The organism is Methanocellales archaeon, assembly GCA_028715985.1.
Classification (GTDB): domain Archaea; phylum Halobacteriota; class UBA148; order UBA148; family UBA148; genus UBA148.
In genome coordinates this window covers 57,725-70,685 of record JAQUQR010000001.1, presented here as the reverse complement: position 1 = coordinate 70,685, position 12,961 = coordinate 57,725, and the positions used below count along the sequence as shown (strand labels likewise).

The window sequence follows — 12,961 nt, the reverse complement described above, 5'->3', positions numbered from 1 at the left end:
TGTATCCTCCTTGTCGTTTGGCAAGCTCAAGTTTCTTCTCAAAGGATTCTATTTCGCAATCAGCTTTAAAAGTGTTATTTCGTTTCTTGAACCAAGTCTCATGTACGGGCCCCATGTACCAGTGCCGGGGGAAACATAGAGGAACATGCCTTCAAAGTCATAAAGCCCTTTAATGTGCTTGAAAAACATCCTAAGAAAGAAATTAAATGGAAATATCTGGCCAGAATGTGTATGCCCTGCAAGCTGAAGATCTATTCCTGCTCTTTTTGCATCCTCAGTCCCGGCAGGGGAATGGTACATAAGCACAGCAGGCTTTGACTTATCTATCTTCAGTTTTTCAAGCTCTTTCCCGAGATGGCCTTTGTCCTCTGAAAATTCAACTCCGATTATCTGGATTCCATCAAAATCAACAGCCTCATTCCTCAATACCCTTATCTTTGTATCATTAAAAAGCGCATATACCTTATCTGTTTCTTCATAGACCTCATGGTTCCCGGTAACGAAATAAATCGGAGCCTTCAATCTGTTGAAATCACTGAACATACTTCCATGGAGCCTGGCACTGGCGTCAACCATATCACCGGTTATCATAACTATATTTGGATCAAGTTTGTTTGCTTTTTCAATTATCTTTTTCAAAAAGCCCGAATTCCTTATCGTGCCTGCATGGATATCTGAAAGCTGAACAAGAGTGACATCCTCTTCCAAATTCTTAATAGGGACTTCTACTTCTTTCACCACAATCCCAACAGCATTTATTACTGAGATAATGCTTAGCACACTGACTACGATAACAATTATCATTCCTGCATAAGGTATGGTATAGAAAGGTCTTATCACTTCATATATCAAGAGTGAACATAATGTGAAGAGAAGGATTCCCATCCACAATGCTGATACCGTATAAAATATCCTAGATAAGATATTAGGAAATATCCTCTCAAAATACACAGCAACCGGCAGGGATAATGTAGCTAATGCTATCCACAAATACAGGATGTTTCTTCCTATTCCTAGAAGTCCGCCAAGCCTGAGGACAACATACGAGTTGAGACTTATATAAATCAGCAAAAATAATAAAAAGTATATAACGAATTGGATTCTCTTATTCATAGTTAGTATAAATAATCTAAATTTTAATAACCTTTCTTAAAACTTCTACCAACTACTATACCAATTGCCGAACCTATTATGGCGCCGGCTATAAATTCGGAAAACCAATGAATATTGGATGATACGCCGAGTCCAATATATAAAGCGACAGCCAAAGCGCCCCACTTTAGTTTCTTATTTTCTGGGAACATCATGATAAGAGTGAGTGCTATGGCGAATGCGACGGTAGTATGAGATGATGGCCAACCCCAAAATATACCATGCTCTAAAAATCCAAAATTGAACTGATGACTGATGTCAGTGCCGATTTCTTGAAGGTTTGGCTGAATCCTGCCGGTAAATGCTTTGTATATAGAAGAGATTAGCCAACCAAGTAATGCTGCCTGTCCAACTGCCCAAGCGGTTAACTTTGTTTTTGCATGATTGCGTTTTTTACCGATCCAGAAGAGTACAAAGAGCATAATAATCACGCCAAGGCCACCCAAAATGATTGCTGGAAATGAAATTACATTCAGAATAAAACTTCTCGTATGCAAAAAATACCACCAATCAAATCCAGAGATTACAAGGATGTATGTCAGAGCAATGGCAATGATATGCCAAATAAAAAACTTACCCGAAAAGGATTTCAGGAAATTCGATAGCAGTGTTTTTAAAAACTTTTTCATTTATAATTATTAGTTTGTTAATTGACTTAAAAATTTTTCTATCAGCGACTATCGTTTGGCAAGCTCAAGTTTCTTCTCAACGTCGAAGCGTTTCATTTGGTCTTGGTCGAAAGGGTAAGGTGAATTTTTGTCAGCGAGCAATCTTTGTTCAAGTATAAAGAAATTGAGGAACATGAAAACAGCCGCCCACACTACTGCAAGCAACCAATCCCCCAGGTTCACCATGTTATTTGCTAGAATGTAATATATGTAAATCACACCAATCGGGATCCAACCAAAAACATTGGTGACAGCGCCAGGACTATAGAAAGATCTTAGCTTAATGTTCACATAAATGACGTGGCCGACGAATTGAGCAGTTAAGCCGAGAAGGACAGGTGCTAAACCTAGCCAAATCACGTTGGGAAAAAAGACTGGAAACAGGTAGAACCCGTATGCAAAAATAAGGTTAGCCACCATGGACGAATTCTGGTTCAGCGGATAGCGGTCTGGCTTTGCACTTCGCATCAAAACCATATTCGCGACCGCTGGAAATCCACCTGGCCAACTGTACTCTTCAAATTGATGTAGAAGAACAACAATAAAGTTGAGAATAAGAAGCTTTTGTAAAAAGACAAGCTCATTCCAAGCAAATATTAGGTAGGCCCCCGCGACCATTGCTGAAAAAAGACCAATGGCGCTCCAATATCGCCTTAGAAATTTTAAAGGAGTCATTTTCTTCTCCTTGTTGTTGATATGCTTGTTTTCCACAGTATAATAATTTTATTATGAGCGTATATTTAAGTCTTTTTTGCCCATCAGCCTATCCTGTAGATGAGAACAAAAAAATATTTTTTGAACTCACTCCGCTTCGCTCCGTGCCACGCTGCGCTCTCGCCTATCGGCTCGGGGCAATTAAAAATAGGGGATTTCGCCAATTGCACCTAACATCGGCATTTAATGAAGTTTGCGAAGCAAATTTGAGTGGTGAAAGGAGAAAAAACCTTTAGAGTTTTTTCGAGTACAGCAACCGGTTAATTCCTGTTATCCTAACCTTTATCTTGGTGTTCTCGCTCCATCCAAAGCCCCTCACGATGTCCATGGGCAAAGTAATCATATAACTCGATCCAACTTTCAGGATTTTTCTATCTTTCATATTTTAATAATTGTTTAAATAAGTATTAAGGATTTGGTTGGATAGGACGCTAAAAATAGTAAATACTATTTATGATTTCTGTGTTTATGGTCTGACATCTTAATCGGAATGCCTCGCTGGCTCAGCTCAGACTCAATCTCCTCGAAGAACACTCCTTTACCCACCACATGCTCATGCTCACACCGTTTGATTTTGCCGCCCAGATAACCCCTAGTAGTAAGCTCTGTTGCACAGGATGGGCTTTTTGCCACGCCTATTATTTCGATGTGTATACCTTTTTCGGCCAACTGCTGGATTAAATCTGCATACGGTCTGAATAGTCGGCGGCAAAATCTTCTATATTTTGGAAAATCTAGTTGATTCTTCGTCGTCTCCCATCTGTTCAGTCCAAAGTAGATAGTCTCAGGACATGGAAGTTGTATTACTGGTGTGTTGGATATGAATTCTATTTTCTTTCCTATTTTCACCGTAGGATTGAGCAAACAGTGGGCAACCACCTGTATTCTTGGCTCAGCGTTCATATTATACAATACCTAGGGATTTATTCGTCTTGATTATCGATTTCTGTCCATCTTCTTCCGATTCGACCATCGCCCGGATTGCATCAATGTTCTCTGGAATGACGATGGACTCCTGGTGAATCGCCTGAAAGAAGTATAATTCCTCTTTGATGCTAATGGATTCTTCCCATATGCAATTCTCCCAAATGTCATATCTTGGCCTGATCAAGTCTCTCCCCAATTCGATGATGGATGCGGTTGACGTTATGCCATCTGCTGCACTCACGAATCGTATGCGGGGGGCTTTTTTCAAGACTGCTTTTACGTGATCGATCTCTGGGGTCTTGGTAAATACGACGTTCAACACGTGAAGATGCATTAGGGTAGTGGGAATCTTGATTGCAAGAGTTGTGATATTTAAATGAGGAAGTACGGTCTGAACATCTAGTCCATGATGCGATGGCAGCGTAACGGGATCTGGCACTATTGAGTTGATCGGCCCTTTCTTGGCATCGTTAGGGTCGGCAGCTCGACGTACAAGCAAAGCCCTTACCTTTTCCACGCCAAATTCTTCGTCCAAAGGTTTCAGGGCTCTGCAAAGCCCAGTAGTATTACAAGAGACCACTCGAAGAAAATCACGTCCTAATGCTTCTTCGTAATTACAGGCTGCATTAAATGAGAGCCCTGCCACCCCGTGTTTCTCACCGCCTTGGAATATCGCTTTTATTCCTGCTTTCTCATACATTGACTTATTTTGAGCTCCTATACCTCCAGGAGTGCAGTCGACGACTATATCTGCTTCACCCAGCAGGTCTTGAATCGTTCCAGCGATGTCAATTCCTGCCCTTTCAAAGTCATCATGCTTCTCTGGAATGGCCGCATACACATCGTATCCCCTTTCAATAGCTAGCCTAGCTTCAAAATTGGGCCGTGTCTTTGCGACGCCTACGATCTCCATATCGTCTTGAGCTCTTACTGCATCTGCTACTCTCTTGCCGATGGTCCCATAACCATTTATTGCTACTTTAACCATCTTGTTCACCTTTGATCATGATTTCATGTTTGTTCATGTCGATATCGACGATGCGACCCCTTATATTTTTTCTCTCGCCAAATATTCCGATAAGCTCAATGTTGTCACCTTTGATCAAAATATGGATAACCTCTTCCATCAAGGTCTCCACCTTGCCTTTTACATCAAGAACTACGCTGGATTCACACATTAGGATCACAATATACAGTTGTCATCCTTTTCCATAAAGCTTTTTCATAAAAGGTTACTGATATTTGTCGTTTTAACTGAATTGAGCTTTCTATCAGAAATATAAACTTTATAATTGGAACAGAAAAATGCCCAAAAGATGCCGAATAGATATATAGAAGCTTTACTTTTAAAGAGTGCATTCAATATTTACGAATCCCTAGTAGATATCCCAATCTTAGATGCACCATTCATTAACATTCCCTTAGCTTCGAATGCCCGGTTTAAGAGGGGATTATAGACAGAATATCTACTCCTAACCCATCAAAATATCAATTACCCTATCTCACTTTCGTACCCGCCCGGATTTCTCTCTCTGGTTTTAATAGCACTGCACCATCTTGATCTGCAGCTAAAAGCATTCCATTTGACTCGACACCAAAGAGTTTAATCGGCTTCAGGTTTGCTAAGATGACCACTTGCGTACCAACTAGCTTCTCTGGGTTATGTGTTCTCGCAATGCCTGCAACGATTTGTCTTGGCTTTGGCTCGCCGATTTCTATTCTTAATCGAAGCAATTTATCCGACCCTTCTATGCGATCTGCTAACACTATTTTACCTATCCTTATATCGAGTTTTTGAAATTCTTCGAAAGTAATAGTGCTTGACATCCTATTTCCACTCTTTTCAATTTTATTGGATGTTTATTTTATTGGAGGTTTAACTCTTAATTGTATCTAAACAACTTGTATGAGGATTTAAGAGGCATATAACAGGCTCGGGCTTTGTATTTAGCCGTCACCAAAAAAATTATCTTTTATTAAGAGTGAATAACTGACCATGAAACTCAAAAGTTGATCTGGAGAGCAGTATGAAAAATATTAGACCGCTTGCCTGAGTTGGCAGAAAAAACAACTAATAGAGCTTAAGAGAGATTATAGCTAATCACTAAAGCTAATCGCTAATCCATGAAGTTGGACAGAAACATATCGTGAGCATTGCATGATATCTGATCTGATAATAGCCATAATGATGGCCATCAATTTCAGATTATGGCTGCCAATAAATATCGCTAGAGGATTCCATCATAAACAGAGCTTCGCTACATTCCACCCCTTCTTCACACCCAAAGACTTTGCTATGGGCTCGCATTTAGCTCGGAGAAGATAGGCTATCGGCTTGAAGTCATATTCTGACAGTGATTCATAGTTTGCCATACCCTTGCTGATTATCAATGAAGACGAATGCAAAGCTTCAACCAGATCATGTGGGGCTTCATCCATGTTAACGCCAACCGCATTTGAGCCAGTCGTCAAGACTCTATCCGCTTTCCAGCTAACTCCCGTATCATTTGCATCTTCCAGCGTAGCATCTGTAAGTATGGGTGCACCTTTTACCACCAAGGTGGTATGACCGCCCAACCTCTTGATCTGGTCCAACACCAACCCATCAAAGACTATCTCACCACAATTATCCGCAAGATACAGGACTTCGTCTAGTAGGCAGACCATGTTATCGATATCGTCTACATCCAACCCTTTTTCGAATACTTGCCTAAAATAATCCTCAAATCGCTCTTCAGGCTCAAATCCGAGCACGCCAAAATCAAACGAATTGCCGATGACTGAGGCGATAATGCTTCTTCTGAATGCACCCTCAGAATCGGACTCTACGATTTTCCGGATAGCTGGAAGAAATTTTAGCGCGATCTCATTGCTCATTTTCTTTTTTGCGATATATGGATCATCTCCCAGAACACCATATGCCCTACGATGAACTCCAGTTGAGATATAAGTGAGTGGGGCATTATGGCGATATTCCCCATATAGCCATTGAACTCCGGCTTGGATGGCTTTGTGTTGGAGTTCCATATCGTCAGTGGACAGTTCAGCCTCATAGTGGACTCTAGCAAGCAAACAAGGTATGCATTCGGGATATATCTTCAAAATAATCACCATGCTTTTAATGTAAGAATCCCCATAAATCATTTTTGGATTGGAGTGATAAATGAAAAAAAACCCAAAGCAATTATTGGAATTAAAGGATCGCCTTAAAAACATATGAGTAATTAAAGAAACCGCTCAAGGTATTCGATCGTAGTAAGTAACATACAGAATTTGCTCAGGAAGTTCAAAAGCCTTGCGATTTCATTGGTGGCATTGCACATTGATAATAACATATCATCAAATTCCCTATTGGAGAGAAATGTATGATATACATAAAGCTCAGGGACGAAAACACCAGGATAAAGGTAAGGATAACGGGGCGAAAGACGTTAGAGGTAGGGGAGGGTTGAAAACTTTATATTCTATGTTGGACGATATAAGATAGGAACTATGAATATTGGAAGACGCAAGTTTCTCAAATATATAGCATTTGCAGGAGCTATAGCTACCATGAGTATTTCAGGATGTGTATCACCTGAAGAGTCAACCCCGGTTCCCGCACCTACACCTACGCCAACTCCCAGGCCTACATCAACACCCACTCCAATCCCCACCCCAACACCCGCTCCAACACCTAAACCTACACCCGTACCTACACCTACGCCTACGCCCACTCCAACGCCAACTCCAACTCAACCTCAAGAAGTAACTCAGCCGAAGCCAACAGAAGCCCCTCAGCCGGAAGTCACAGAGGAGTGGAAGCCTGATGCTTTAGTTGGAGAAAATGAGTATGCTAAAACCATGACCTTATATGGGCCAAACACCCAGGGCTATTCGGGAGGAAAGCTCGAAATCTCCTGGAAGAATGATGAAGATTCGCTCTACATGGCCCTGAAGGGAGATACCAGCGGATGGGTCGCCATCGGCTTTGAGCCCACTGAGTGGATGAAGGACGCAGATATAATTATGGGTGCAGTTGATAGTTATAATGTCACTGTCCTTGATAAGTACTCTACAAATGACTACGGGCCTCACGTTCCGGATGAGGAACTGGGCGGGACCAACGATATCCTTGATTATGGCGGAAGGGAAGAAGGTGGCTACACCATCATTGAGTTCAAGAGAAAGATGGACACTGGCGACAAGTATGACAAAGCCTTCAAAGTCGGCCAAAGAGTGTCTATCATCTGGAGTATGGCAGACGAGGATTCCATAAAGGTCATGCATAATGTGGCGCGCGGAGAGGGGATTTTAGAGCTGGAATCCAAAGCTGTGCAGCCGCTCCGTGGGCAGGCAGGGCAGGTGCAAGCGCCTCTTACCACCACCGAAATTGAGGGCATCTTCTTAATCAGAGAAGAAGAGAAGATGGCAAGGGACTTATACCTCGATCTATATGATAAAGAGAAACTACCAATCTTTCTGAAAATAGCCAAATCGGAGCAGAACCATATGGATGCGATTAAGATCCTGATAGATAGATATGATCTACAAGATCCTGTCCAGGAAGAGCATGGATTGTTCACAAATCCGACTATCCTGGCACTTTATGACGAACTGACTGAGATCGGAAAAAGGTCTCTGGAAGATGCCATGGGTGCCGGGGCCAATGTAGAGGAGATCAGTATCATGCATCTGGAGGAACAGATAGACAATACGGATAGAAAAGACATGATAGTAGCCTATGGAGGATTGCTGGCAGGCTCAAGAAAGCATCTAAGATCCTATATAAGTTCTATGGGTACGTATGGTTACAAATATACACCCCGTTTCCTGAGCCAGGAAAAATATGACCAGATAGTAAGTTTCTCTTGATGCAGGCTTTCTATCCCCTAGAGATATTGCAGCAATATATGTGACAATTGAGATAGATTCCAATCGGTCTGGGCAGCGCAAAAGTACAGACATATGAAAATTTGAGGCTGCAACTAGTGAAACAGTTAGAATATCTTGTAAAGAAGTTAAAAAAGAATGATATGGATCCACATCATATAACTATCATTATAGCACTAACCCTTACAGGATGTATCCTGATCTCATCAAATGCATCAGCCATCGATGTATTCGTCAATCCGGTTCATAGCCCACATGGTGCCGTCCTACTGATCGTCGATGGCATGGGATCATCCTACATCTATCCAGAATTCGCTCCATACGATCTAGATGGAAATGAATTAGGAAAAGCGAACCTAAGTAATATCATAGCGATCTCAGAAAGTGGAACACGTGTTTTAGATGTCAGGGCACCACAGCCTAGCACTACTCCAGGCCATTCCGTCATTACAACGGGATATTCCAAAGCAAACGAGGATACGGTAGGAGAAATGATAACGATTTTCGATGTCGTTAGAGAACACGATTATATTTGCATGGCGGTGATGCAAAAAGGTGACTTTGAGGAGATGCGCGCTGAACAGGATGCAATCCTTTTCGATGCATCTCATTCGATTAGAGAGCCTTCTATAACCCTAGAGCATAGTATTTCCTGCCCGAACGATGTGGTAGAGCTGATGCAGGAATGGCAAAATAATTTGCCTCTTGAGGGGAAAGAGGGTGTTGAGCGATACATCGCCTATAATGAATGGGCCATAGATGCATCGGAAGCAATTGCAAGTTTCATGTGCAAAAATCATCCAGACCAGAAGTTCTTGCTGACCGTGAACGTGGGTGCAGTGGACTTGGCTGGCCATTACCTTGGGTCAGAAGGGTATTTGTATGTGATTGAAGGGTTAGATAAGGATATTTACGACCTGTATAAAACTTGCTCGGAAAATGATCTGATATTCATCATCACAGCAGACCATGGGATGACCTTTGATCTTACAGAAATGGGCAGAGAAGTTGGAGGACACGCCTCTGAGAAATATGCAAGAACCCTCGAATCTCAGCGAGTTCCTCTGATTATAAATGGACCGAACATACGAAAAGACGTGATAAGCGGAACCTATGGGCAGGAGGATTTAGCGCCGACACTGCTCAGCGGACTGGACGTAGTGGAGGTACTGCCATGCTCTGAGGGGGGTATCATTCCTGTCAAGGAGTACGCGAATTTACGGGTCATAGTGGATTCGCCAACAGAGGCGGTATTACAAAAAGGAGATATCACCTTGGCATCCGCATCTGATGAAGATATTACGTTCTTGGGGTTATTGCCTGGCAATTACACCATTCTAGTCTCATCCCACGAGAAATGTATAAACCTGGACTCGGACCAAATTATAGAGCTACATACTTCTAGAGCAAACCGCAGAATGATCATTGCAACTATGATGATATCAGTTGTCATGGTTGTGGGCTTGTTAGCCATATGGAAAATTATGAGGGAATGAGTTCTGTCCTATCCACTAAGTTCAATTTTTTTATAAAAGCGATATTTATTTCAGATACTTGCCAGTCTCTTATTTGTAGATGTCTCTAGCACCGAAGGGAGCAGTAAATTAGGGTTGTTCAATGATTATCGACCACTGGCCTTCTGCTTTTACGTCTAAAATGTAATCCCCAGACTCAAATATCTCAACGGTTTTTACTCCATCAAAAGGACCAATTGTATCAACGGGAACAGCAGTTATGTATTGGTAACAGCACCCGCAGAACTCGATGGCCCGAACGTCTACGAGCAAAACTGTAAAATTAGAGGGGGCATCATTCTTCATCCTAAATATGAATGTGCCGCTTTCTAGTTGAAATACTGGCGTAATTCCTGACTCACATCCTGAGAATTTTATTTGTTTCAGCTGAGATACTTCTTGAGTTTGGGTCTGAGTTGGTACAGGAGTTGCAATTGGAATTGGTGTTGGCTTTGGAGTTGGTGTCGGAGCAGCTTCAGCCCTTGGTGCTATGGGCTGGGAGGGCATGACTAGCTCTTCTCCGACGCATCCTGAAAAAGTTACTGTCAGCACGCTCAATACTAAAACCAAAACCAAGCCAATTCTGAATTTCATGATTTGGATACCTATCTGCTATATAATGATGTAAACATACATAATAAGCTTTTTACGATCGCTGGGTCCTATTTATTATAAGCGTTGGATTCTATTATGGGGGATTTAACTGAATTTGGGTGTGTCTTGGTTTTTCTTATTTTATTATTTTATTTATATAGATTATAGTCATATTTAATATTTGACACCATGTTTATTTTCGACATATTTATTTAATTTGAAATGGAACTATTCCACGAATTTTCATGACACATTGAGGCATATCAATTACCGCATCTACGGAGTCAATGATATTTCCGTCACTTGTAGCTACTATTGCATTACACGTCTTCAGCTTGTGGTCAACGCTACTTAGCGTTTCTGTGTCACCCCCTAGTCCGAACTGGGTTAGCTTATCTCTAACATATCTGGCCAGCTCCCCACTCTTGCTAACCTTTGAATCAAAGAGGAATAAAACAAAAGATGGAGAGATTTCAGACAGCAGGGTTAAGATCTCGGTGAGAGCAACATCAGTAGCATCAGTCTTTTTATATTTCCCAAAAACACCTTTTATATCTCTGATAAAACCATCATCACATAAAACGATCTCTTGATCTAGCACGCTTTCCATAGTGATCAAGACATTGTATCCGTCTATGAGAAGTTCTAAGCCTTTCATTTCATTGCATGTTACCAGCTTATCTCTCCGTTTTTGTGCAATACTAGAGGGCAACACTGCCCTGGTTATCAAATGCCTATCTGACAGCGAAAGTTTATAGTGGTTACCTACAAACCGAATGACACTGGTGGAAGTATACCCCCGATCCAAGAGGAATTTTACGTCTCTGGCTGGATTTTCAAGATTTTTGAGCGTTATCATTGAATAACCCTTTTTCTATTGTATTGAGATATAAAAACTGGCACTATTGAGATGAAAACTATTTCATATATACCAATCTAATATAAGATGTACCACGTTAGCAATTTATCGCTTTTCGATACGATACATACGAATTCAGGGGAGGTGATAAAATGAAAACATGCGGATATCAATTTCGTAATGGTAAGAGTTGTGATGAGAAGCTTTGGCAGAATTCTGAGTTCTGCATACTCCATATCGATCTCCCAGAAGACGAATCAAGTGAAGAATTCAAAGAAATAAACGATGCAAAAAATCAGAAAGTCAAAGAAAAGGTAAGCAAAGAGGATTTTAATTTTGAAGGAGCAAGATTAGTTGAAATCGATTTTTCAGGGATGAAGATTAGAGATTCCCTAGATTTTAATCATGCCGTTATTAGAAAAGATGCTTTGTTTGATGGAGTTGAAATAGGTAGACATGCTTGGTTCAGAGGGGCTGAGATAGGTGGGAGTGCCTTGTTCAGAGGGGCTGAGATAGGTGGAGGTGCTTTATTTGGGGAGGGCAAGATAGGTGGAAATGCTTGGTTTGGAGGAACTAAAATAGGTGGAAATGCTTGGTTTGGAGGAACTAAAATAGGTGGAAATGCTTGGTTCAGAGGGGCCGAGATAGGTGGAAATGCTTGGTTCAGAGGGGCCGAGATAGGTGGAAATGCTTGTTTTGAGGCAGCTAGAATAAGTAGAAATGTTTGGTTTAGGAGTGTTAAGATAGGTGGAAATGCTTGGTTCAGAGGGGCCGAGATAGGTGGAAATGCTTTGTTAGAAGGGGCTAAGATAGGTGGAAATTCTGTGTTTGATCTTACTGAAAAAAGGAATATTTAACATAGTTAAATAAATAGTGTGATAAACATAATATAGTACTCTCTAATGCGGCTGTGGTTTAGTGGTTATGACATGAGCTTCCCAAGCTCAGAACCCGGGTTCAAATCCCGGCAGCCGCATTCATGCGCAATGAGAATTACGGTTTACGGGGGCAAATACAAGTTTTATAACTGAAAAGATGTGAAGATATGCCGCCAGCAGTTGTAAAAACAATAAAGGATGAAATTTTTTGGCAATATGCTAAAATTATTTCCAAGTCTGTGGGATTTGGGATAAAACAAAGAGCTTTTCAGATGGATCGTTTTATTGCTTTGAGAGATGGCAAAATAACTTGGTCGACTGCTATCAGGGAGTGGGTTAAGGAGCATGAAAGGCCAAATGAATGTATTTACTGTAGTTCAAAGGAAAATTTGACGGTTGAGCATATTTTGCCCAGATCTTGTGGTGGGCCAGACATTTCGGACAATGCAATAAGAATATGTAAAAGATGCAATTCATCCAAGGGCGGTAAAAGGCTCTATGAATGGATTGGACTGAAAAACAAGGATGGAGTACCGAGAATTGCAGAAGGCAAATATCTCAAGCTCTTATACGAGTTACATTATAAACAAGGAACCCTTGAGGTGAATAAAAATAAGCTAACAGATAAGCTGTGTCCTATATGCAATATGCCACCTATTTGTGAAAGAGACAAAAGTGAAGGCAAATTGACTGTTTACTGCTTAGAGGGAATTTTTCCATTAAAACAACACTAAGCTATTTTGCAAGGAAATTTGTGATCTTGAGTTTAGCTTCAAAAAGCTT

General features: G+C 41.2%; 15 protein-coding genes and 1 tRNA gene. 5 read left to right on the top strand and 11 right to left on the bottom strand.

Features of this window, described 5'->3' with window-relative positions:
* Positions 1-48: 48 nt before the first annotated feature.
* The 9 genes from PHI74_00405 to PHI74_00365 form a co-directional block, all read right to left on the bottom strand.
* Entirely contained in the window at positions 49-1,113 is a 1,065-nt protein-coding gene (locus PHI74_00405; GenBank protein MDD5484485.1) for a metallophosphoesterase, read from the bottom strand.
* A gap of 23 nt (positions 1,114-1,136) precedes the next feature.
* Complete coding sequence (locus PHI74_00400) at positions 1,137-1,781, bottom strand: phosphatase PAP2 family protein (protein MDD5484484.1); 645 nt, start codon at positions 1,779-1,781, stop codon at positions 1,137-1,139.
* Between the two features lie 48 nt (positions 1,782-1,829).
* On the bottom strand, positions 1,830-2,531 hold the full coding sequence (locus PHI74_00395) for an HXXEE domain-containing protein (GenBank protein MDD5484483.1): 702 nt from the start codon (positions 2,529-2,531) through the stop codon (positions 1,830-1,832).
* A 235-nt stretch (positions 2,532-2,766) separates the two neighbouring features.
* Positions 2,767-2,916, bottom strand: coding sequence for an AbrB/MazE/SpoVT family DNA-binding domain-containing protein (locus PHI74_00390; GenBank protein ID MDD5484482.1), 150 nt, complete (start codon positions 2,914-2,916; stop codon positions 2,767-2,769).
* A 65-nt stretch (positions 2,917-2,981) separates the two neighbouring features.
* The gene (locus PHI74_00385) at positions 2,982-3,437 is read right to left on the bottom strand and encodes a hypothetical protein (protein ID MDD5484481.1); all 456 of its coding nucleotides are present in this window, start codon (positions 3,435-3,437) and stop codon (positions 2,982-2,984) included.
* 1 nt (position 3,438) lies between these two features.
* Positions 3,439-4,449: a type II glyceraldehyde-3-phosphate dehydrogenase gene (locus PHI74_00380; protein ID MDD5484480.1), complete on the bottom strand. Its 1,011-nt coding sequence runs from the start codon at positions 4,447-4,449 to the stop codon at positions 3,439-3,441.
* Entirely contained in the window at positions 4,442-4,639 is a 198-nt protein-coding gene (locus PHI74_00375) for a CooT family nickel-binding protein (protein ID MDD5484479.1), read from the bottom strand. The genes PHI74_00380 and PHI74_00375 overlap by 8 nt, the downstream gene beginning before the upstream one ends.
* 319 nt (positions 4,640-4,958) lie before the next feature.
* Positions 4,959-5,309: a methionine--tRNA ligase subunit beta gene (metG, locus tag PHI74_00370; protein ID MDD5484478.1), complete on the bottom strand. Its 351-nt coding sequence runs from the start codon at positions 5,307-5,309 to the stop codon at positions 4,959-4,961.
* Between the two features lie 393 nt (positions 5,310-5,702).
* Positions 5,703-6,575, bottom strand: coding sequence for an ARMT1-like domain-containing protein (locus PHI74_00365; GenBank protein ID MDD5484477.1), 873 nt, complete (start codon positions 6,573-6,575; stop codon positions 5,703-5,705).
* A gap of 378 nt (positions 6,576-6,953) precedes the next feature.
* Between PHI74_00365 and PHI74_00360 the strand changes: the two genes are divergently transcribed.
* On the top strand, positions 6,954-8,315 hold the full coding sequence (locus PHI74_00360) for a DUF2202 domain-containing protein (protein MDD5484476.1): 1,362 nt from the start codon (positions 6,954-6,956) through the stop codon (positions 8,313-8,315).
* A 116-nt stretch (positions 8,316-8,431) separates the two neighbouring features.
* Entirely contained in the window at positions 8,432-9,829 is a 1,398-nt protein-coding gene (locus tag PHI74_00355) for an alkaline phosphatase family protein (GenBank protein MDD5484475.1), read from the top strand.
* Positions 9,830-9,937: 108 nt separating this feature from the next.
* On the opposite strand, the gene PHI74_00350 is transcribed toward PHI74_00355, so the two are convergent.
* Both PHI74_00350 and PHI74_00345 read right to left on the bottom strand, forming a co-directional pair.
* The gene (locus PHI74_00350) at positions 9,938-10,441 is read right to left on the bottom strand and encodes a hypothetical protein (GenBank protein ID MDD5484474.1); all 504 of its coding nucleotides are present in this window, start codon (positions 10,439-10,441) and stop codon (positions 9,938-9,940) included.
* A gap of 208 nt (positions 10,442-10,649) precedes the next feature.
* Positions 10,650-11,300, bottom strand: a complete 651-nt coding sequence (locus tag PHI74_00345; GenBank protein ID MDD5484473.1) for a DUF434 domain-containing protein — start codon at positions 11,298-11,300, stop codon at positions 10,650-10,652.
* A 152-nt stretch (positions 11,301-11,452) separates the two neighbouring features.
* Between PHI74_00345 and PHI74_00340 the strand changes: the two genes are divergently transcribed.
* The 3 genes from PHI74_00340 (at position 11,453) to PHI74_00330 (ending at position 12,912) form a co-directional block, all read left to right on the top strand.
* Positions 11,453-12,157 (top strand): pentapeptide repeat-containing protein, encoded by a 705-nt coding sequence (locus tag PHI74_00340; protein MDD5484472.1) that lies wholly within the window; start codon positions 11,453-11,455, stop codon positions 12,155-12,157.
* A gap of 47 nt (positions 12,158-12,204) precedes the next feature.
* Positions 12,205-12,276: transfer RNA gene (locus tag PHI74_00335), tRNA-Gly, on the top strand.
* Positions 12,277-12,345: 69 nt separating this feature from the next.
* On the top strand, positions 12,346-12,912 hold the full coding sequence (locus tag PHI74_00330; protein ID MDD5484471.1) for an HNH endonuclease: 567 nt from the start codon (positions 12,346-12,348) through the stop codon (positions 12,910-12,912).
* The last annotated feature ends 49 nt before the right edge of the window (positions 12,913-12,961 follow it).